Genomic DNA, 22165 nt, shown 5'->3' with positions numbered 1-22165 from the left:
CATGAATCTATTATTTTTACCCTTACAATCGGCAGCAACTGGTGTTTACTTGGTTGGAGCTGTAATTTTTATTTTAGTCGTCTTCTTTTTCTCTATGATTAGAAGGTACAAACGTTGTCCTTCTGATAGAATTTTAGTTGTGTATGGAAAAACTGGAGGCGGACAATCGGCTAAATGTGTTCACGGTGGTGCTGCATTTATTTGGCCAATAATTCAAGATTACGAGTTTTTAGATTTAACGCCAATGTCTATTGAAGTAAATTTAACAAATGCATTAAGTAAACAAAATATTCGTGTAAACGTACCTTCAAGATTTACAATTGGTATTTCAACCGAACCAAGTGTTATGCAAAATGCCGCCGAACGTTTATTAGGTTTAAGTTTAGATGCCGTACAAGATTTAGCTCAAGAAATTATTTTTGGTCAGTTACGTTTAGTGGTTGCCTCAATGGATATTGAAGAAATTAACTCGGATAGAGATCAATTTTTATCACACATTACACACAGTGTAGAAGCCGAATTAAAAAAAGTTGGTTTAAAATTAATCAACGTAAACATTACAGATATCCACGATGAATCTGGATATATTGAAGCATTAGGTAAAGAAGCTGCTGCAAAAGCAATAAACGAAGCTAAAGTTTCTGTTGCCCAAAAAGTTAGAGATGGATCTATTGGTGAAGCTAATGCATTACAAGATCAACGTATTCAAGTTGCCGCTGCAGATGCAAACGCTGTACACGGTGAAAATACTGCAAAAGTTCAAGTTGCTAATTCAAATGCAGACAGAAGATCGCGTGAAGCTGAAGCTGAAAGAATTGCAAACGCTGCCGAAAAAGTACAAGCTGCAAAAGCATTAGAAGAAGCCTATGCTGCCGAAAAAATTGCTGAAGAAGCCAGAGCAAAACGCAAAGAAGCTGAACAAGGTGCAGATATTATTGTTCCTGCTAAAATTGATAAGCAAAAAATAGAAATAGATGCTGAAGCTGAAGCTGAACAAATAAGACGTATAGCAAAAGGTCAGGCAGATGCAATTTTTATGAAAAAAGAAGCCGAAGCAAAAGGATTGTACGAAATACTTACAAAACAAGCACAAGGTTTAGATCAAATTGTAAAAGCTGCCGGCAATAACTCTAAAGATGCCGTACTTTTATTAGTTGCTGATAAATTACCTGAATTGGTTAAAACACAAGCCGAAGCTATTAAAAATATTAAAATTGATAAAGTTACTGTTTGGGAAAACGGAGGTGGAAAAAATGGTAAAACATCTACCTCTAACTTTATTTCTGGAATGTATAAATCTGTTCCACCTTTACAAGAAATGTTTAATATGGCAGGTATGCAATTACCAAATTATTTAAAAGGTGAAGACGTTGAAGAAACTAAATCAACTGAAGAAAACACCCCAAAGCCTACTACAGATAAAGAAGAATAATTAATTCTAAAATAGAACTGTAAAAGCTGTTTAGATGATTTAAAGTTCTAAACAGCTTTTTTTTAATTAAATTTATGAGTTTTGGTGCAATTGCTATTTTAATTTGCATTCTAATTTTTAATTAAAACTCAACATAAATTATTATCGCTTTTAACATTAAATTTGTTATTTTACAATTATATTGTTTTAATACAAGGTAGATGCGTTTTAAACTTTTTAATTTTATACTATTACTTATTTTCTTTAACTCCTTTTGTTTTAAGGCTTGGTGTCAAGCTGATACACCTCCACAAATGGAAGCTGTTGGAGATTCGTTCTTTTGTGCTGCAACAGAAACTCCAATCGTAACTTCATTTAATATTTCAAACCCTAACAATATTGAGATTCTAAAATTATTTATTCAAATTTCAGAAGGCTACGATAAAAATAACGACAAATTAAAATTAAGTGGAAATCACCCAAATATAACCGATTCTTTTAATGTTTCTGAAGGAAAATTAACCTTAACCTCTTCAAAAACGGGCTCGGAAGCTTTAAACAACTTAATTGACGCAGCAAAAGATGTTGTTTTCTATAGCTTAAACAACAAAGTTTCTGGCACTAAAAAATTCTCTTTTACTGTTGATGAAAAAAATTACTTACCTTCAACGGGGCACTATTACGAATACATTAGTGCAAACAATATTACCTGGAAAGATGCTAAAGCTAAAGCTGAAACATTAAATTATTACGGCTTACAAGGCTATTTAGCAACCCTTACTTCTGCCGAAGAAGCACAACTTGCAGGTGAACAAGCTACTGGGCAAGGTTGGATAGGGTGCAGCGATGCAACGTCTGAAGGCGTTTGGAAATGGGTTACAGGTCCTGAAGCTGGAACTATTTTCTGGAATGGATTGTATACTGGATCTGTTGTTTCAGGTATGTATGAAAACTGGGATAATCAAGAACCAAACGATTACCCAAATGCCAATATTTATGGCGAAGAAAATTATGGACATGTGTATGAAAGTGGCAAATGGAATGATTATCCTAATTATGACTCAAAAATCAAAGGGTATATTGTTGAATATGGTGGAATGCCAGGAGATTCAGTTGTAGACTTTGGTGAAAATGAAACCACTTTAACTGTTGCAGAAATTTTAGATACTACAACTTATGAACGTTGCGGAGCTGGTGAAGTTATTTTATCAGCAAAATCTAGTAATGGCGACGTACTTTGGTTTGATTCTGAAACAAGTTCAACCCCTCTAAGTTCAAAGAATACTTATACACCCACTATAACTGAGACTACTACATTTTATATTACACCTAAAAGCTGTACTTCTGGTGAAAGAACAGCAATTACTGCCACTGTACACCCACTTCCAGATATTAAAAAAAACATCACTATAAAAAATTGTGATGAAGATGGAAACCCAGATGGATTTACAAATTTTAATTTAAGTAATGCCATTGAACAAATTAATAATTCTACTAATAATTACACCATCTCTTTTCATTATTCAAAAGAAGATGCAAACACAGGAGATAACGCCTTTAACCCAGATTCTTTTAATAATAAAAACGCTATTAACAATACTGTTTATGCACGCGTTGAGAACAATCTAGGCTGTTTTGAAGTTTCAACCATTACATTGGCAGTTTCCACAACCTCTTTACCACCAGGTTTTATGGAAACGTTAATAGCATGCGATAACTATGGAGAAAATGATGGTTATTTTGCATTCAATTTAACAGAAGCAACCACAAGAATTCTCAACAAATTACCAAATCAAAATTTAAGTGTGCATTATTTTAAAAATGAAGAAGACGCGCTTTTAAAAAAGAACGAAATTACATCGCAAACAAATTACATTAATAAAAATGCATATTCTGAAACACTATTTGTACGGATTGAAAACTCTGAAAATGGAAACTGTTATGGCATTGGTGAATATTTAACTTTAATTGTAAATCCCTTACCAGAATTTGAAGTAAAAACTAATGAAGTAATCTGTTTAGATAATCCTTCTACAATTACTTTAGAACCTTTTAATAACTTAGATACCTATAGTTATGTTTGGACTAATAATAACAACGAAACCTTAAATACTGAAAACACTCTTGAAGTTTCAACAAGTGGAGTTTACACAGTAATTGCAACTTCTAATTTAGGTTGCGAATCGTTGCCTAGAACTAGTATTGTTGAAGAATCTAAAGGAGCTAATATAAGTTTAGATGATTTAATTATTGTTGATGATTCAAATAATAATTCAATAACAATAAACAATGCCAACAACAATTTAGGAGAATACGATTATGAATATTCTTTAAATAACGAATTTGGTCCATTTCAAGAAAAACCTTTTTTTGATAATATACCCGCAGGAATTCACACATTATACGTTAGAGATACCAATAATTGTAAAACCGTATCATTGGAAGTTTCAATTATAGGTTATCCAAAATTTTTTACACCAAACAATGATGGCTCTAATGATACTTGGAATATTATTGGAATAAATCGTGATTTTTACCCAAATTCTTTGCTTACTATTTTTGATAGATATGGAAAATTAATCGCTCAAATAAATCCAATTCTTGAAAGCTGGAATGGATTATATAATGGACGTGAGTTACCTTCAACAGATTATTGGTTTACTGTTGAATTAAGAGATAAAAACGGAAATATTAGAAGTAAACAAGGGCATTTTAGTTTAATTAGAAAGTAATTGAATAAGAAAACTGTCACTCCTACGTAGGCAGGAATCTTTTTTTATTAGTATCAATAATTATATTTTTCTCAAAAATCTCTCAATCTAAAGTTACCCTAAATTTAACAAAATCAAAATCTTAAATCAATATTGAATTAATTTTAAGTAGTTTTGCTGCAATGGTAAAAGAAATTCAAATTAGAATGCCAATTAAAGAAGCCACTAAAGAAGGTATTCTATTAATAAAGGCTGCGCAACAACTAAAAATTGATAACAAAAGTATTAATTCTGTAAAAGTATTGCGAAAATCTATTGATGCCAGAAAAGCAGCAATTATCTTTAATTACAAACTAGCTGTTTATATTAATGAAGCACAACCAAAAACTTCAGATTATACATTTGAATATAAAGACGTTTCTTCTGCAAAAGAAATTCATATTATTGGCTTTGGCCCTGCCGGAATGTATGCAGCTTTGCGTTGTATAGAATTAGGCTTTAAGCCAATTGTTTTAGAACGCGGAAAAAATGTACGCGATAGAAGACGCGATTTACGCGCAATAAATCAGTTCCATATTGTTGATGAAGATTCTAATTACTGTTTTGGTGAAGGCGGTGCAGGAACCTATTCCGACGGAAAATTATACACCCGAAGTTTAAAACGTGGCGATGTTAGAAGAGTTTTTGAAAATCTAGTTTATCACGGAGCCACAGATCAAATTTTGGTAGATGCACATCCACATATTGGAACCAATAAGTTACCTAAAGTTGTAAAAAATATAAGAGAAACCATTTTAAAATATGGTGGTGAAATTCATTTTGAAAGTCGTGTTGTAGATTTTACCATAAAAGAAAATAAGCTAAAAGCCATTCAACTTAAAAATGGAAAAGAACTAGATGTTAATGCTGTAATTTTGGCAACAGGACATTCTGCAAGAGATATCTATTATTTACTTCAAAGAAAAAATGTTGCTATAAAATCTAAGTCTTTTGCAATGGGAGTTCGTGTAGAACATCCACAAGAAATTATCGATTCCATTCAGTACCATTGTAAAGGTAAACGAAATGAGTTATTACCCGCTGCTTCTTATAGTTTAGTGCATCAGGTAAATGATAGAGGTGTTTATTCTTTTTGTATGTGTCCTGGCGGATTTATTGTTCCCGCAGCAACTGCAAATGGTGAAGTTGTTGTAAATGGCATGTCTCCTTCAAAAAGAAATAATTTATTTGCAAATTCTGGTATTGTAGTTGAAATTAATGCCGAAAAAGATTTGCATAAATACCAACAATTTGGGGCGTTAAAAGGATTGGAGTTTCAAAAAGATTTAGAAAAATTAGCTTGGGTTGCAGGAGGTAAAACACAAGTTGCTCCAGCGCAACGTTTAACTGATTTTGTTGAAGGAAAATTATCGAATACGCTAAACCCAACTTCATACCAACCAGGAATAAAACCAGCATCGTTACACTCTATTTTACCAAAACAAATTGGCGGTAGGTTGCGTAAAGGTTTTGCAGAATTTGGTAGAAAAATGCACGGTTATTATACAGAAGAAGCTAATGTAATTGGTGTAGAATCTAGAACCTCATCTCCTGTAAATATTCCAAGAAAAGATACTTTAGAACATACCCAATTACACGGATTATTTCCTTGTGGTGAAGGTGGTGGTTATGCTGGTGGAATAGTTTCTGCCGCAATGGACGGAGAGCGTTGTGCCGAAGCTGCAATAGCTACTTTTAAATCTTAAATTCCATTTTAAAATAATCGTTAACATCAATCACTTGCATACCGGCAGTTTTAGCGGCTTGCATTCCTAAAACTCCATCTTCAAAAACAATACAGTCTTTTGGATCAACTTTCATAAGTTCAGCACATTTTAAAAATGTTTCTGGATGTGGTTTTGGATTTTCAATATCGTTAGAAGTAATTACAATATCAAAAAAATGTGCCATATCAATAACTTCTAATGTTTTTTTAGCACCATTTCTGGTGCTTCCAGTTCCAATAGACATTGGCAAAACATTGTGGTATTCTCTAATAACATCTGCTACAACAGTAATTTCTTTTGTTTCATGTACCAGTTTTTTAAAAGTAGCCCCTTTTATTGAACCCACTTCAACAGGATCCATGTTAACATTAAATAATTTATTTAACTTTAAAATGGTTGCATCTCTAGGTGTACCAGTTAAAGATTTAAATAATGCTGCTGTAAAATCTATTCCATAAGGAGAAACAGCTGTTCGCCAAGATAAGAAATGATTTTGCATGGTATTTGCAACAGTTCCATCTAAATCAAAAATAAGGCCTTTAACATTTTCTGGTATTTTAATCATTTCATTTTTATTGAATTTCAAAAGTAATTATATATTCTGCTTTTAAAAAATGAATTAGAGTTTCTTTACGAAATCCTTTTATTAATTTAAATTCACAGATTTATTCATTTATAATGAAAAAAATTTAATAAATTTACCTTTTAATAATTAAATGTACTTATTACATTTAATAAAATAACCTAACATAAATGAAAAAAACAATAACACTTCTAACCTTTACTGTTTGCATTCTGTTTGGATGTCAAACTAAAAACGCTTCAAAAGAAATAGCAGAAACAACACCACCTAACATTATTATTATTTATACCGATGATTTAGGCTATGGAGATGTTAGTGCAAATGGTGCAACAGAATTACAGACACCAAATATTGATAAATTAGCTAACGGCGGAGTTCGTTTTACTAATGGATATGCAACTTCTTCAACTTGTACACCTAGTAGATATGCATTGTTAACGGGTGTTTACCCTTGGAGAAATAAAGATGCTAAAATATTACCTGGAACAGCACCTTTAATTATTGATACCGCACAAATGACAATTCCAAAAATGTTAAAAACCAAAGGTTATTATACTGGTATTATTGGTAAATGGCACTTAGGTTTAGGTACAGGAAATGTAAATTGGAATGAAACCGTAAAACCCGGACCAAATGAAGTTGGATTTGATTATTCAAATATTTTAGCTGCTACACAAGACCGTGTTCCAACTGTTTATATAGAAAATGGAGACGTTGTAGGTTTAGATCCAAATGACCCAATAGAGGTAAATTATAAAACTAATTTTGAAGGAGAGCCAACAGGTAAAGACAATCCAGAATTAACTACCATGAAATGGCACCACGGACACAATAATAGTATTGTTAATGGAATACCAAGAATTGGTTTTATGAAAGGTGGAGAAAAAGCAAAATGGAGCGATATAGATATGGCTGATTACTTTTTAAAAGGTGCACAAGATTATGTTAGGAAACATAAAAACGAACCTTTCTTTTTACTTTACACTATGCAACAACCACACGTACCTAGAACTCCTCACCCTCGTTTTGAAGGAAAATCTGGATTAGGACCAAGAGGTGATGTTATTTTAGAAGCAGACTGGTGTATTGGAGAGTTTATAAAAACTTTAGAAGAAGAAAATTTATTAGAAAATACTTTGATTGTTTTTTCAAGTGATAATGGTCCAGTATTAAACGATGGCTATTTTGATGATGCTGTTGAAAAAGTTGGAAATCATAAACCAACAGGAGCATTAAGAGGTGGAAAATATAGTTTATTTGAAGCTGGTACAAAAGTACCATTTTTCACTTATTGGAAAGGGAAAATTCAACCAACAGTATCTAATGCTTTAATTTCTCAAGTAGATTTACTTTCTTCTTTATCTAATTTAGTAGATAGCGATATTAAAGTAGATGACAGTCAAGATTTATTAGATGTTTTATTAGGAACTTCAAAAGTTGGAAGAGAAGAATTGATTTTAGAAGCAACATCAAAAACTGCTTTTAGACAAGGAGATTGGGTAATGATTCCTCCATACAAAGGACCTAAAGTAAATAAACAAGTTAATATTGAATTAGGAAACTCTTTAGAATACCAATTATACAATTTAAAAGAAGATGTTAGCCAACAAAACAATTTAGCTAAAGAAAACCCAGAAAAATTAAAAGAAATGCTTACCGCATTTGAAAAAATTAGAGGTAAAGGCTACACAAATGTTACACAATTAGAATTAAAATAACTTTTTATTTAAGTAAAATAAAGCCTGCATTTAAAATGTGGGCTTTTTTTATTTTAAACAGCTTCGTACATTTTTCCGGGTAATGGTTTTACAACACCTTTCATTTCAAGGTTAAATAATATTGTAACCGTTTTATAAACTGGCAACTTACAGTTTAACGAGATAATATCTAACAATTCTTTCCCTTCTTTTAGTAAAAAATCATACACTAATTGTTCTGTTGGATCTAACTCAACAAACAATTGTTTTTGAATGGGTTTTTCTTTTTTAATTTCTAGATCCCAATTTAACATTTCAACCAAATCAGTTGCACAAGTTAAAATAGCAGCTTTATTTCTTTTAATTAAGTCGTTACAACCTTTACTTAAATTATCTGTGCTTCTTCCTGGTACCGCAAAAACATCTCTACTATAAGAATTTGCAATATCTGCAGTAACTAAAGAGCCACCTTTTTCGGCAGATTCTATAATAATTGTAGCTTCAGAAATACCAGCTACAATTCTATTTCGTTTTAAAAAATTTTCGCGTTGCAATTCATCATTATGCCAAAAATCTGTTATAAATCCACCATTTTTATTTATATCTGCTACATATTTTTTATGAGATTTCGGATAAATTTCTTCAAAACCATGTGCTAAAACCGCAATGGTTTGCAATTCGTTTTTTAGCGCAGCCCTATGTGCACAAATATCAACTCCATAAGCAAAACCACTAACAATTATTGGATTGTATGGTTTTAAATCTGAAATTAATTTCTCACAAAAATCACGTCCATAACTTGTAATTTTTCTTGTACCCACAACACTAATTATTGGCTGATTAGAAAGATTGAAATTTCCTTCTTTAAAAATTAAAATTGGAGCATCTATACAATGTTTTAACTTTTCTGGATAGTTTTTATCTTTAAAATAAAAAGTTTCAATATTATTCTTTTTTATATATTTCAGTTCAATTTCGGCCTCTTTTAAATTTTCTTTATCGAACAAATGTTGCATTGCAAAAGCACCAATTCCATTTATTTTTTGAAGTACATTCCGCTTCTCTTTTAGCACATTTTTTGCACTTCCACAGTGAGCTATTAACTTTTTTGCGTTAATATCACCTATCCCTTTTACACGCTGCAAGGCTAAAACATATAGTAAATCTTCGTCAAACATCTTATAACAATTTGAAATTCAATATATAAAATTATTGTTAATAAAATTTAGTGCAAAGCTATATTTTTACAACTCTTTTCTTATATATTTGTTTTAATGACATTAGCAACATACATAAGCGATTTATTATACAGATACGAATGCGTAATTGTTCCAAATTTTGGGGGTTTTGTAAGTAACGAAATTTCTGCAAAAGTAAACCATTTTACACATACATTTTACGCTCCTTCTAAGCAACTAACTTTTAATGTTAACTTGCAAAATAACGATGGTTTATTAGCAAATTACATTGCTTCATCTAAAAACATTTCATTTGTAAAAGCATTGGAATATATTTATAATGAAGTTGAAATTTGGAAAAACACGTTAAAAGATGAAACGCTTTCTATTGAAAATATAGGAACTTTTACAGTAAATGCTAACGGCAATTATATTTTTAAACCTGCTAATACTGTCAATTATTTAACAAGTTCTTTTGGGTTAAATTCTTACAACTCACCAGCTATAAAACGTGTAGAATACAAGCAAAAAGTAAAACAATTAGAAACTATTGCTCCTGTATTACCAACTAAAGAAAACAATAGAAAAACACCAGCATTTATTAAATATGCTGCAAGTGCTGCTATTCTTTTTGCTTTAGGAACACTTGGCTGGAATGAATACCAAAAGGTTGAATACAATAATTTAGTTGTTGAAGCTGAACAACAGCAACAAAAAGTTGAAAAAAACATACAAGAAGCAACTTTTGTTATTGCCAATCCACTACCTGCTATTACTTTAAATGTCACCAAACAAACATACAATTACCATGTAGTTGCTGGTGCTTTTAGAGACCCTATAAATGCAGAGAAAAAATTAAATGAACTGGTTAAAAAAGGGTACAAAGCTAAAATTTTAGGCGTTAATAAATGGAACCTTACAGAGGTTTCTTATTTAAGTACAAATTCTAAAAATGAAGCAATTAATACTTTAAATAAAATTAAAAGAACCATTTCTAAAGATGCTTGGTTATTGGTAAAAGAGCTTTAATACTCAAAATTTACACGCTCCTATTTTTTTAATAAAATAACTTTATATTTACCAAAATTTAAAGGCATGACTAAAACACCTAAAGAATCTCTAACAGTACTTACTGATATTGTTTTACCAAGTGACACCAATCCGTTAGGAAATCTTTTTGGAGGCGAACTATTAGCTAGAATGGACAGAGCTTGTAGTATTACAGCACAGCGCCACTCTAGAAGAATTGTAGTTACTGCTTCTGTAAATCATGTTGCTTTTAACAAAGCTGTTCCCGTTGGTAGTGTTGTAACCATTGAATCTAAAGTTTCTCGCGCTTTTAAATCTTCTATGGAAGTTTATGTTGATGTTTGGATTGAAGATAGAGAGTCTAGAGAACGCACTAAAGTAAATGAAGGTATTTATACATTTGTTGCTGTTGATACTACAGGAGCACCTGTAAAAGTTCCTAAACTAGAGCCTGAAACAGATATTGAGAAAAAACGTTTTGAAGGAGCTTTAAGAAGAAAAGAATTAAGTTTAATTCTTTCTGGAAAAATGAATCCACAAGATGCTAAAGCATTAAAAGCTATTTTTCATTAATTAAAATTGATAGCTAAAACAGCAATAACAAAACCCAATCAAATTACACATAACTAATTAAAAAACAATTGGTTAGGAATCTATTTTTAAAATTCAAATTTATATTGAATATCAATTGGTTTTTCTGATTTACTTTTAGAATAAATATTTAAATTAGTAACAGAAATACCTAATAAACGTACAGAATTCAATACTTTTTCTTGATACAATAACTCTTTAACAGTTTCTAATAATATCCCTTTTTCTTTTACAAAATAAGGCAATGTTTTACTGCGTGTTTGCGTTTTAAAATCGCTATATTTTATTTTTAAAGTAATTGTTTTACCAGAAACTTTTGCTTTAAGTAAGCGCTGTTCTAACTCTTCAGAAATATGTTCTAACTGCTCTAACATAAAAATTTCTGAAGTTAAATTTGTATTGAATGTATGTTCTGCTGCAACAGATTTTCTAACTCTATTTGGTTTTACAGGACTGTTATGCAAGCCCCTAACAATTTTATAATAATGTGCTCCAGAACTTTTAAAATGCTGTGTTAAAAAAGCTTCACTTTTAGATTTTAAATCACTGCCTTTAAAAATTCCTAAATTGTACATTTTAGCGGCAGTTACTTTTCCAATTCCATAAAATTTTTTGATTGGCAATTCTTCTAAAAACGAGATTACCTCCTCTGGCGGTATTGTTTTTTGTCCGTTTGGCTTATTTATATCTGACGCTATTTTGGCAATAAATTTACTACTTGAAATCCCGGCAGAAGCATTTAAATGTAGCTCATTAAAAATTCGATTTCTAATCTCTTTAGCAATTAAACTAGCAGAAGGATTCCCTTTTTTATTTTCTGTAACATCTAAATAAGCTTCATCTAAAGAAAGCGGCTCTACTAAATCGGTATAATCATAAAAAATATTTCTAATCTTTTTTGAGATTTCTTTATACCTTTCAAACCTAGGTTTTACAAAAATTAAGTGCGGACAATTTTTTCTAGCAATTACGCCACTCATAGCAGATCGTACGCCAAATTCACGAGCTTGATAACTCGCAGCCGAAACTACACCGCGCTCTCCGCCACCGCCAACAGCAATTGCTTTACCTCTTAACTCTGGGTTATCTAATTGTTCTACAGATGCGTAAAAAGCATCCATATCTACGTGAATAATTTTGCGGTATGTTTTATTTAAACTCACTTTTCAAAAGTACAATTTAAGATTATTATATTTTTGAAAAGTAAAAAAACAAAAAAACTGCCTAAAAAATAACACTCTCATCAACCTTAATCTATATAGACTTCAAGTTCTCATCATAATTTATTTTTAATTTTGATGAGCTACTGAATTGAATTCAGCAAGACGATTGTTTATTACCTCTTAGACAGCTTCTTTTTTTTAAAATAATCTAATTATACAACTCCTAAATCTAACATAGAATCTGCAACTTTAATAAATCCTGCAATATTTGCTCCTTTTACATAATTGATGTAACCATCATTTTCTGTTCCATATTTTAAACATGCAGTATGTATAGAGTGCATTATCTGATGTAATTTAGCATCTACTTCTTCTCTAGTCCAATTTAATTTCATGGCGTTTTGAGACATTTCTAATCCTGAAACACCAACTCCACCAGCATTTACTGCTTTACCTGGTCCGTATAAAATTTTAGCATCATGAAATGCATCAACAGCTTCTGGAGTACAACCCATATTAGAAACCTCTGCTACATATTTCACTTTATTAGCTACTAATTTTGCAGCATCTTCACCATTCAATTCATTTTGAGTTGCACAAGGCATTGCAATATCACATTTTACACCCCAAGGTTTTTCACCTGGATAAAATGTAGCTTCTGGAAACTCTTCTACATACGGAGAAACAATATCATTATTTGAAGCTCTTAATTGTAATAAATAATTAATTTTATCTGCATCCAACCCTTTTTCATCATATACGTAACCATCAGGTCCTGATATGGTAACTACTTTTCCGCCTAATTCTGTAATTTTTAAAGCCACACCCCAAGTTACATTTCCAAAACCAGAAAGTGCTATTGTTTTACCTTTAAAATCATCGTTTTTAGTATCTAACATTTCTTTAGTAAAATAAACTGCTCCAAAACCAGTTGCTTCTGGTCTAATTAAGCTACCTCCCCAGTTTAAACCTTTACCGGTAAAAACGCCAGAGTTTTCTTGCTGCAGTTTTTTATACATTCCATACATAAAACCAATTTCTCTACCTCCTGTACCAATATCTCCAGCTGGTACATCTGTACTTGGCCCAATAAGTCTCCATAATTCTAACATAAATGCCTGACAAAAACGCATAATTTCAGTATCAGATTTTCCTTTTGGATTAAAATCTGAGCCTCCTTTTCCACCTCCCATTGGAAGTGTTGTTAAAGCATTTTTAAATATTTGTTCAAAGCCTAAAAACTTTAAGATACTTAAATTTACACTTGGATGTAAACGTATTCCTCCTTTATATGGACCAATTGCATTGTTATATTGTACTCTATGACCTAAATTTACCTGAACATTCCCCGCATCATCTATCCACGAAATTCTAAACGTTAAAATTCGATCTGGCTCTACTAAACGTTCAATAACTTTAGCTGCTTCGTATTGTGGATTTTCATTATATATTGGTTCTATTGATTCTAAAACTTCACGAACAGCCTGTAAATATTCCTTTTCACCAGGATGTTTAGTTTCCAAATTTGTTAAAATTTCTGTTACATTCATAATTATATAATTTATAACGTTTATAGAATAATGTTTATAACAAAAGTACATATTTTAAATTAAATTACAAGTAACAATAGTTGTCCAATTTTTAATATTTAACATTTATTTATTCTTATTTTATTAATATGTAATTTTTACACTTATTTAAAGCGTCTTTTTTATCATATGTATATTTTTACATAAACCCTTCTGGAGGCATTTCATCTATTGGTTCTACTGTATTTAAATTGGTTTTATCTATAGAAATTCCCTCTTTAAAAATTGCAGCTTTGTTATTTGCACCCTCAATAATAGTTGTAAGTGAAGTTTTAAAAGAAATATGTCTCAAATAAGTATCTTCAAAAACTGCTTCGTGTTTATTTAGGTAATCAACATCAAAAAAGCCATCATTCATAAATGGATTTATTGTTAAATAGCCCACCTTAAATGAAGTTAAATTTTGAAAAAAGTGAGTTCCTTGACTAGGGTCTATCCTAAAATTATTTAATCCCGATTCTACAATTATTTTTGCTGCAGATATTTGAGGCCAAATAACTGGAATTCCTAACCAAGGATCACTAGAACCCCAACGCCCAGGGCCTACCAAAATATAAGGCTTGTTTAACATTGCAAATTTTTTATTAATTTGATCTACAGCTTTTGCAATTTCTCGTGTATTAGCAGAATTAAAAGTTTCTGGTTTTACATAAACTAAATCGTAAATATTTTCATATTTCCCATTTCCTAAAGCCGATTCGGAATAAATAACAGTATCTGAAATTTTTAAATTTTTAGGTAGTTTGCTTACGGTTTCTGTACTTTCCATTATTGGCCTAATTTGTAAAAAACTAAACTTTTTTGGACTTCCAGGAGAAACATCTAGATTTACGGCAAACTCAATTTCTATAGGGTTTCTCATTTCTCGCTGTCCAACTCGCAGTAATTCTTGTAAAATTTCAGGCAACGGAAATGTATTGTATTTTAAAATATTATCGAACGAAATTACACGAATTCCATCGTGCATAACACCTGGTCTAATTATATTATTTTGTAAATCGTACGTAGAAGCCACAAATTTTAAAGAGCCATGATTTTCGGCTTTTCTAATAGATATTTTCTTTTTATTTATAGTTTCATTTGTTGAAACTTTATAACTTTCTGGATTAACATCTAAACCATAAAAATACTGTTGTGTATCACGCTGTGTTGACCCAGGTGAAGACAGTTGCAATACTTTTTTAGGATGGTATGGCGAAAAACGCAATGTTTGTCCACCACCTACAATTATTTCACCCAAACCTAAGGCAATATTAGCAATTCCTTCATTTGGTTTTTCATCTCCAATTGGGTAAAAGTTAATAGAACGAGCAACTCCAGAAACATTTGGATAATATACATCATTATATTGTGTACCAACAACTTCTTGTAAAATTACAGCCATTTTATCTTCTTCTATAGTATGCGATGTAGCTTTTAAATACAATTTACTACTTTCAAAAAAAGCTGAAGCAATAACCGATTTTACAGCATTAGAAACCATTTCAACCATTTTATCTATTTCGGTATTTGGAACCATATATGTTGCAAATATTCCAGCAAAAGGCTGATAATTAGAATCTTCTAACATACTTGAGGAACGTATTGCTATTGGACAGGTTGTAGTTTTTAAAAATGCTTTTATATCTTCAAGAGCCCATTCTGGTAAATCTTTAGAAATAAATTCATTTAAAATATCATCATCGTTAGTACTTTCGGCAACAAATTTTATTAGCTTATGGGTTTCAATAAATTGATCAAAAACTTCGGTACTTATTACAACAGTTCTTGGTATGGTTATACTTACGTTTTCGTATTTATTGTATAAATTATTTCGTTTTAAAAAGGAATCTATAAAAGCTAAACCTCTTCCTTTTCCACCTAATGCACCTTCTCCAATTCTTGCAAAACCAACAAACTCATCGTATTTATGTTTATCAAACTTAACAATTACCCCTCTAGATCTATAAACGCGATATGCTTTTATAGAGTTAATTAAAAAGTCTCTAATTTCTAGTTCATCTTCAAAATCATCATATTCTATATTGCTAAATAAATCTGCTAAAGGAAAAAGTGCTCTAGATTTTATCCATTTTGAAAATTCGCTTCTTATTGCGTGATATTTTAAACAATCTTCAGTTACAACGTACAATGCTTTTTGAAATTCATTTAAATCTTTAACTGTTGCCAAGACTTTCATTTGAATAGGATCCCAAAATTCAAAATTTCCAAACGAAAAATACTTTACTATATAATTTTTTATATCTACCCCTAGAGTTTCTGAATGTTTGTATAAAAATTTACCTTTAAGTTCTAATGCTCGTTTTTCATTATTAGCATCGGAAGATTGAATTAAAAAAGGAAAATAGCGTTTAAAACTTCTAACATAATCTAAAAATAAAAAACCTGCTTCTTTGTTTCTAACTCCGTCTTTAATATAATTAACATCAGATATTACACCTAATAAGCTTTCTTTATAATTATTAAATAAACTAATACCTTCTTCAAAAGTTGTGGCCAATAAAATTTTTGGTCGTCCGCGCATTAATAGCATTTTTCTATGCTCGTTTAATCCTTCAGACATTATTCTTTGAGTTTGCTTAAGAATAACTTTATAGATAAGTGGAATATATCTGGAATAAAATTTTAATGAATCTTCGACTAACAATATGGCTTTAACACCTATAGAATTAATGTCTAATTCTGCATTCATTCTATCTTCAGTTAATTTAATAATGGCTAAAAATATATCTACATTTCCATTCCAATGAAAAACAAAATCTATAATTCCTGTATTTCCTTTTTCTAATTTACTTCTTAGTTCTGAAGAATAATGACTTAATGCTGCAATTGGCACATCTGGAAAAGCTTCCTTTATTTTTTTTGAAGTTTCAAAAGCTTTATAATTACCAATATCTAACCAAGTAATTACAATATCTACTTTATGTTCAGCCATCATTCTAATGGCTCTTTTAGCAGAATTTGCGTGAATAAAGTTAGGAGGATACCTTAAATTTAACGATGTATATTCATTAAAAATTCGCTCATCTATTCTACCATCTTCTTCAAGCATATAATAGTCGTAGTTAGAACAAACTATTAATACTTGACTAATTCTATTTTGCATTAATTTATCAAAGGCAACCTCTTCAAATGCATACGATTTTAAATTGGGCAATGTCTTTTTTTCCATTTTAATTCCTTTGTTTATTGACATACAATATATAAATTTAGTTTCTATATTTTGTATTATATACCTATAAAAAAAGGGCTGCTTTACAGCAGCCCTTTTTTTATTAACACTATAATTTATTTAAACAACACCTTGTGCAAGCATTGCATCTGCTACTTTAACAAAACCTGCAATATTTGCCCCAACTACATAATCTATGTAACCATCTTCTTGTTTACCGTATTGAATACAAGATTCATGAATTTCGTTCATAATAGTTTTAAGTTTTTCATTTACCTCTTCACGTGTCCATTTTATACGTATAGAGTTCTGACTCATTTCTAAACCAGAAGTTGCAACACCGCCTGCATTTGAGGCTTTACCTGGAGCATACAATATTCTTTTTGCTTGAAAAGCTTCTACCGCTTTTGGTGTAGAAGGCATATTTGCACCTTCACTAACCACAAAACAGCCATTACTTAATAATGTTTTAGCCGCTTCTTCATTTAACTCGTTTTGTGTAGCACAAGGCATTGCCACTTCACAAGGAACACTCCAAGGTGTTTGTCCTTCAAAAAATTGAGCTTTTGGATATGCTGTTACATATTCGCTAATTCGTCCTCTTTTTACGTTTTTTAGCTCCATTACAAACGCTAATTTTTCTTCGTCTATACCATCTTTATCATAAATATAACCTGAAGAATCTGACAAGGTTACAACTTTAGCACCTAATTCTGTAGCCTTTTCACAAGCATACTGTGCAACATTTCCAGAACCTGAAATAGTAATTGTTTTACCCTCTAAAGTATCGCCTCTTGTACCCAACATACTTTGCGCAAAATAAACGGTACCATAACCTGTTGATTCTGGACGAATATAAGAGCCACCCCAAGACATACCTTTACCAGTTAAAATTCCTGTAAATTCGTTACGTAACTTTTTATACATTCCAAACATATAACCAATTTCTCTTGCTCCAACACCCATATCACCAGCAGGCACATCGGTATTAGGACCAATATGACGGAATAATTCACCCATAAAACTTTGGCAAAAACGCATAATTTCATCATCAGATTTTCCTTTTGGATCAAAATCTGAACCTCCTTTTCCACCTCCTAATGGTAAATTAGTTAGTGCGTTTTTAAATACTTGTTCAAATGCTAAAAACTTAAGAATACTTAAGTTAACTGAAGGATGAAAACGCAAACCACCTTTATAAGGCCCAATTGCAGAATTCATTTCTATTCTAAAACCTCTATTAACTACAATTTCTCCCGTATCATCTACCCAGGGAACTCTAAAAATTATTACCCTTTCTGGTTCAACCATACGCAATAAAAGATTATTACCACTATAATGTGGCTGGCTTGCAATGTATGGAATAATAGCTTCGGCAACCTCCTCTACTGCCTGTAAAAATTCAGGTTCATGTTGACTTCTAACATTTACCAAGTCCATAAAATTTTTAATCTTTAATTCCATTTTTGCATCCATAATTTATCTTTTTCTGTTTTTATATTTAAATAATTAAACTTCAAAAATATGACTTTTAATAAATAGCAACCTAAAAATTTAATAAATATTACATAAAAACAAGTACTTGTTAAAATCTTTTAAAACCAGTCTTTTTTTTATTTTATAAAATATTTTTCAGCAATTATTCATTTTAAATTAACAGAAAGCAGTATTAGATTCAAAATTGAATACTACAAAAATAAAAATGTGTAAATTTGCACTCTAATTTTATATAAAAATGTTGGATAAAGTAAAAGAATTGATTGGTGAAGTAGCTGCATTTAACGCAACTTCCAAAGAAGAAATTGAAACTTTTAGAATTAAATTTTTAAGTAAAAAAGGAATACTTAATGATTTATTTGCTGAATTTAAAAATGTAGCACCTGCCGAAAGAAAAGAATTTGGACAGGCATTAAATACGTTAAAAAACGCAGCACAAGATAAAGTAAATCAACTAAAAGACGCCTTAGAAAACGCAAATGAACAAAAAGGTGTTTATGGCGATTTAACACAACCAGAAGAACCAATAGAACTAGGTTCTCGCCACCCAATATCTATAGTTAGAAATAAAATTATTGATGTTTTTTCTCGCATAGGTTTTACAGTTTCTGAAGGTCCTGAAATTGAAGATGACTGGCATAATTTTACGGCTTTAAATTTACCAGAATACCATCCAGCACGTGATATGCAGGATACATTTTTTATTGAAACAAATCCAGATATTTTATTACGTACCCATACTTCTTCTGTACAAGTACGTTATATGGAAAATCATAAACCGCCAATTAGAACTATTTCTCCGGGAAGAGTTTTTAGAAATGAAGATATTTCGGCACGTGCACATTGTATTTTTCATCAAGTAGAAGGTTTATACATAGATACAGACGTTTCTTTTGCAGATTTAAAACAAACTTTATTGTATTTTACCAAAGAGATGTTTGGAAAATCTAAAATACGTTTACGCCCTTCTTATTTTCCGTTTACAGAGCCAAGTGCCGAAGTAGATATTTATTGGGGTTTAGAAACTGAAACCGATTATAAAATTACAAAAGGTACAGGTTGGTTAGAAATTATGGGTTGTGGAATGGTAGATCCAAATGTATTAAAAAATGCAAATATAGATCCAGATGTTTACAGTGGTTACGCTTTTGGAATGGGTATAGAACGTATTGCAATGTTATTGTATCAAATACCAGATATTAGAATGTTTTATGAAAACGATGTACGCTTTTTAGAACAATTTAAATCGGTAATTTAGATATTGAAATTAGTAAAACTGAGATAAATTCGGTCTCTTATCAAAATTTGAACTAACAATTCTGAGATTCTGAAACGAGTTCAGAATGACACCGCATTTTAATTTTGAGTAAATTATTTATGAAAAAAGACATTAAAATTCCAGAAGTTAGTGATGTTTTTATGGCTGCTGTAAAAGAATACAACCAAGATTTTAAAACAGATGAATGGAACGCCTATATAATTAACAACAAAGATGTTGATTTAGAAATGGTTTTAGTTGTTTCTAAAGGATATGATGAAGATAAAATGATTGAAACTGCGGTTTTAAGACATAAAATTGAAAAATTACCTGCAAAATCTTTTGCTAAAGTTGAATTTTTACAAGATGATGTTTTAAAACTTTCAAACTTTTTTAACGTTACCTTTTTTGAAGGAAATGCAATGTTAGATAAAAAATATGTATTTAAAAAAGGCACAATTAAAGACAGCGCAATTAGAAACATACCCTTGTTAAATAAGCGTGGTATATTGATAAAATAATAAATAACAACCAAATGAAAGCAACCCTAACAGTTTTATTAATGGGCTTTAGCATATTAACATATTCTCAAAATATACCAATGTATGTTGGTACTTATACTGGTGAAGATAGTGAAGGAATCTACTTATATAACTTCAACACTAAAACTGGTGAATTAAGTGCTAAAACATTAGCTATTAAAACTGTTAACCCTTCATTTATTACTTTTTCAGCAAACAAAAAGCAACTATATGCAGTTAGTGAAAGTGATAATGGAAGTACTTTAAGCGCCTATAATATAACCAAAAACGGCACACTTTCCTTAATTAATAAAGTAAATAGTGGCGGTAAAGGCCCTTGCCATGTACAATTAAATAAAAAAGGAGATAAAGCTGTAGTTTCAAATTATGGAGGCGGAACTTTTGCTATTTATAATGTTGAAGAAAGCGGAAGTTTACAAGAGGCTTTTCAAGTTACAGATCATAATATTGAAACTGTAAAATCACACGCGCATTCTGCCCAATTTTTAGATAGTAATTTATTTGTAGCAGATTTAGGGCGAGATTTTTTAGCACATTATACCGAAAACCAAGGAACGTATACTTTAAAAGAAAATTATAAAATGGAAGCTGGTGCTGGACCAAGACATTTTGAAATTTCTAAAAAAGGTAAGTATATTTATGTTATTAATGAATTAAATTCTACTGTTACAGTTCTTAAAAACGCTGAAAACAGCTATAAATACATTCAAAATATAAGTACTTTAAGTAGTGATTTTAAAGGGGAAAGCTTTTGTGCAGATATTCATTTATCTAAAAATGAAAAGTTTCTTTACGGCTCTAATAGAGGCGAAAACTCTATTGTAGTTTTTAAAAGAAATAAAAAAAATGGAATGCTTCAAAAAATTCAAAATATATCTGTTCACGGAGACTGGCCTCGTAATTTTACCTTAGCTCCAAACGGTAAATTTTTATTAGTAGCTAATAAAAAAAGTAAAAATATTAGCATTTACAATGTGAATAAAAAAACTGGTAAATTATCGTTTTCACACAGCATTAAAGCACCAACACCTGTTTGTTTACTCTTTTAATTCAAAATAATAAATATTATCTGTATTACTGTATCTAAACGAATTTAAGTATCCCGAATTTTCATTAATAAACACAACTCCTAACTCATCAAAATCTGAATTAAACATGTCTTGTTTTATAGGTATTCCCCAAGCTAAATTGTTTCTTTCTATTTTATAAATATTAAAACTCCCTTGCTCTCTAATAACTTCTGATATTTTATTATTTCCTTCATTATCGGAAGTATAAACAACGCCTGTTATTTCTCCTTCATAAGTATTTGAGGCAAAATAAATAGTGTTTTCATTATAAAAAGTTGGATTAATAATCTCAAATTCTGGATGAGAAATATAGACAACTTCGCCTTTTTCCCATTGATTGTCTTTATTTCTAATAAATTCTAACAAATGTAAACGTCCTCTTTCGTTAGTAACAACTAACATTTTACTACCATCTTTTGAAATTGTTGGATAGGTGTATGAAAAATTTAAGCTGCAAACAGGTAATCGTTTAATTTTTTTAACCTTAAAATCTTCAATTATTCCTTTATAAATTGTAAAATTATTAGTGCCAGAAGTACTTAATTTTCTTGTAATTCCAGTAAAATAAATTTCATTTTTAAAAATAGTAACTGCTCCTAAACTATACTTTGAACCGATTTTAATTTTCTGAGATTCAGATTTTAAATCTGAATATAAAAGCTTATAATTATTATTTTCGTGATTTGATGCATAAATTAGACCTTCGTTATAAATAGTAGGAAAAATATTTCCTCCTGAATTTAATGAAAGATAGGTTTCAAATAATCTCAAATCATTATTTTCACTAATAAGTAACTTTTCTTGCGCTATAGCATAATTTATAAGTAAAAGTACAATTATAAATATTCTATTTCTCATAAGGGTAATGTTTTAAATAGCTTAAATCAACTACTTTTTAAATTGATATA

General features: G+C 30.5%; 16 protein-coding genes. 9 read left to right on the top strand and 7 right to left on the bottom strand.

The features are described from left to right. The first annotated feature begins 1 nt into the window (after position 1). The 3 genes from MKD41_RS12335 (at position 2) to MKD41_RS12325 (ending at position 5867) form a co-directional block, all read left to right on the top strand. Complete coding sequence (locus MKD41_RS12335) at positions 2 to 1432, top strand: flotillin family protein (RefSeq protein ID WP_240242593.1); 1431 nt, start codon at positions 2 to 4, stop codon at positions 1430 to 1432. Positions 1433 to 1632: 200 nt separating this feature from the next. Then, on the top strand, positions 1633 to 4143 hold the full coding sequence (locus MKD41_RS12330) for a T9SS type B sorting domain-containing protein (protein ID WP_240242592.1): 2511 nt from the start codon (positions 1633 to 1635) through the stop codon (positions 4141 to 4143). A 161-nt stretch (positions 4144 to 4304) separates the two neighbouring features. Beyond that, a complete protein-coding gene (locus MKD41_RS12325; RefSeq protein WP_240242591.1) occupies positions 4305 to 5867 on the top strand; it encodes an NAD(P)/FAD-dependent oxidoreductase in 1563 nt (520 codons plus the stop codon). On the opposite strand, the gene MKD41_RS12320 is transcribed toward MKD41_RS12325, so the two are convergent. Next, positions 5857 to 6453 carry an HAD family hydrolase gene (locus MKD41_RS12320; protein WP_240242590.1) on the bottom strand — a complete coding sequence of 199 codons (597 nt, stop codon included), beginning with the start codon at positions 6451 to 6453 and terminating at the stop codon, positions 5857 to 5859. The genes MKD41_RS12325 and MKD41_RS12320 overlap by 11 nt on opposite strands. 188 nt (positions 6454 to 6641) lie before the next feature. Here MKD41_RS12320 and MKD41_RS12315 point away from each other — a divergent pair, with 188 nt between their 5' ends. Next, positions 6642 to 8189 (top strand): sulfatase family protein, encoded by a 1548-nt coding sequence (locus MKD41_RS12315; RefSeq protein WP_240242589.1) that lies wholly within the window; start codon positions 6642 to 6644, stop codon positions 8187 to 8189. Positions 8190 to 8242: 53 nt separating this feature from the next. On the opposite strand, the gene dprA is transcribed toward MKD41_RS12315, so the two are convergent. Next, positions 8243 to 9346 carry a DNA-processing protein DprA gene (gene dprA, locus MKD41_RS12310; protein ID WP_240242588.1) on the bottom strand — a complete coding sequence of 368 codons (1104 nt, stop codon included), beginning with the start codon at positions 9344 to 9346 and terminating at the stop codon, positions 8243 to 8245. Between the two features lie 96 nt (positions 9347 to 9442). Here dprA and MKD41_RS12305 point away from each other — a divergent pair, with 96 nt between their 5' ends. Next, positions 9443 to 10375 (top strand): SPOR domain-containing protein, encoded by a 933-nt coding sequence (locus tag MKD41_RS12305; protein WP_240242587.1) that lies wholly within the window; start codon positions 9443 to 9445, stop codon positions 10373 to 10375. A 66-nt stretch (positions 10376 to 10441) separates the two neighbouring features. Beyond that, the gene (locus tag MKD41_RS12300; RefSeq protein ID WP_240242586.1) at positions 10442 to 10948 is read left to right on the top strand and encodes an acyl-CoA thioesterase; all 507 of its coding nucleotides are present in this window, start codon (positions 10442 to 10444) and stop codon (positions 10946 to 10948) included. A gap of 86 nt (positions 10949 to 11034) precedes the next feature. Here the strand turns inward: MKD41_RS12300 and dinB are convergent, their stop codons facing one another. The 4 genes from dinB to gdhA (MKD41_RS12280) all read right to left on the bottom strand — a co-directional run bounded on the left by dinB (position 11035) and on the right by gdhA (MKD41_RS12280) (position 18354). Continuing rightward, positions 11035 to 12129 carry a DNA polymerase IV gene (gene dinB, locus MKD41_RS12295; RefSeq protein WP_240242585.1) on the bottom strand — a complete coding sequence of 365 codons (1095 nt, stop codon included), beginning with the start codon at positions 12127 to 12129 and terminating at the stop codon, positions 11035 to 11037. A gap of 212 nt (positions 12130 to 12341) precedes the next feature. Further along, positions 12342 to 13679 (bottom strand): NADP-specific glutamate dehydrogenase, encoded by a 1338-nt coding sequence (gene gdhA, locus MKD41_RS12290; protein WP_240242584.1) that lies wholly within the window; start codon positions 13677 to 13679, stop codon positions 12342 to 12344. A gap of 178 nt (positions 13680 to 13857) precedes the next feature. Beyond that, on the bottom strand, positions 13858 to 16914 hold the full coding sequence (locus MKD41_RS12285) for a PEP/pyruvate-binding domain-containing protein (RefSeq protein WP_240242583.1): 3057 nt from the start codon (positions 16912 to 16914) through the stop codon (positions 13858 to 13860). Between the two features lie 96 nt (positions 16915 to 17010). After that, a complete protein-coding gene (gdhA, locus tag MKD41_RS12280; RefSeq protein WP_240245036.1) occupies positions 17011 to 18354 on the bottom strand; it encodes an NADP-specific glutamate dehydrogenase in 1344 nt (447 codons plus the stop codon). A gap of 271 nt (positions 18355 to 18625) precedes the next feature. On the opposite strand from gdhA (MKD41_RS12280), the gene pheS reads away from it, so the two are divergent. The 3 genes from pheS to MKD41_RS12265 all read left to right on the top strand — a co-directional run bounded on the left by pheS (position 18626) and on the right by MKD41_RS12265 (position 21236). After that, entirely contained in the window at positions 18626 to 19645 is a 1020-nt protein-coding gene (pheS, locus tag MKD41_RS12275) for a phenylalanine--tRNA ligase subunit alpha (RefSeq protein WP_240242582.1), read from the top strand. 119 nt (positions 19646 to 19764) lie between these two features. Continuing rightward, on the top strand, positions 19765 to 20166 hold the full coding sequence (locus MKD41_RS12270; protein WP_240242581.1) for a hypothetical protein: 402 nt from the start codon (positions 19765 to 19767) through the stop codon (positions 20164 to 20166). A gap of 14 nt (positions 20167 to 20180) precedes the next feature. Then, entirely contained in the window at positions 20181 to 21236 is a 1056-nt protein-coding gene (locus tag MKD41_RS12265) for a lactonase family protein (RefSeq protein WP_240242580.1), read from the top strand. Here MKD41_RS12265 and MKD41_RS12260 read toward each other — a convergent pair. Then, positions 21225 to 22115 (bottom strand): hypothetical protein, encoded by an 891-nt coding sequence (locus tag MKD41_RS12260; RefSeq protein ID WP_240242579.1) that lies wholly within the window; start codon positions 22113 to 22115, stop codon positions 21225 to 21227. The genes MKD41_RS12265 and MKD41_RS12260 overlap by 12 nt on opposite strands. Positions 22116 to 22165: the final 50 nt, after the last annotated feature.

The sequence above is a fragment of the Lutibacter sp. A64 genome (assembly GCF_022429565.1).
Lineage (GTDB): Bacteria > Bacteroidota > Bacteroidia > Flavobacteriales > Flavobacteriaceae > Lutibacter.
This window is presented reverse-complemented; position numbering and strand designations above follow the sequence as displayed.

Excerpts from the sequence above, each read along its gene's own strand:
- MKD41_RS12335 (WP_240242593.1), top strand. The coding sequence starts at position 2 with ATGAATCTATTATTTTTACCCTTACAATCGGCAGCAACTGGTGTTTAC.
- MKD41_RS12330 (WP_240242592.1), top strand. The coding sequence starts at position 1,633 with ATGCGTTTTAAACTTTTTAATTTTATACTATTACTTATTTTCTTTAAC.
- MKD41_RS12325 (WP_240242591.1), top strand. The coding sequence starts at position 4,305 with ATGGTAAAAGAAATTCAAATTAGAATGCCAATTAAAGAAGCCACTAAA.
- MKD41_RS12320 (WP_240242590.1), bottom strand. The coding sequence starts at position 6,453 with ATGATTAAAATACCAGAAAATGTTAAAGGCCTTATTTTTGATTTAGAT.
- MKD41_RS12315 (WP_240242589.1), top strand. The coding sequence starts at position 6,642 with ATGAAAAAAACAATAACACTTCTAACCTTTACTGTTTGCATTCTGTTT.
- dprA (WP_240242588.1), bottom strand. The coding sequence starts at position 9,346 with ATGTTTGACGAAGATTTACTATATGTTTTAGCCTTGCAGCGTGTAAAA.
- MKD41_RS12305 (WP_240242587.1), top strand. The coding sequence starts at position 9,443 with ATGACATTAGCAACATACATAAGCGATTTATTATACAGATACGAATGC.
- MKD41_RS12300 (WP_240242586.1), top strand. The coding sequence starts at position 10,442 with ATGACTAAAACACCTAAAGAATCTCTAACAGTACTTACTGATATTGTT.
- gdhA (WP_240242584.1), bottom strand. The coding sequence starts at position 13,679 with ATGAATGTAACAGAAATTTTAACAAATTTGGAAACTAAACATCCTGGT.
- MKD41_RS12285 (WP_240242583.1), bottom strand. The coding sequence starts at position 16,914 with ATGTCAATAAACAAAGGAATTAAAATGGAAAAAAAGACATTGCCCAAT.
- gdhA (WP_240245036.1), bottom strand. The coding sequence starts at position 18,354 with ATGGAATTAAAGATTAAAAATTTTATGGACTTGGTAAATGTTAGAAGT.
- pheS (WP_240242582.1), top strand. The coding sequence starts at position 18,626 with ATGTTGGATAAAGTAAAAGAATTGATTGGTGAAGTAGCTGCATTTAAC.
- MKD41_RS12270 (WP_240242581.1), top strand. The coding sequence starts at position 19,765 with ATGAAAAAAGACATTAAAATTCCAGAAGTTAGTGATGTTTTTATGGCT.
- MKD41_RS12265 (WP_240242580.1), top strand. The coding sequence starts at position 20,181 with ATGAAAGCAACCCTAACAGTTTTATTAATGGGCTTTAGCATATTAACA.
- MKD41_RS12260 (WP_240242579.1), bottom strand. The coding sequence starts at position 22,115 with ATGAGAAATAGAATATTTATAATTGTACTTTTACTTATAAATTATGCT.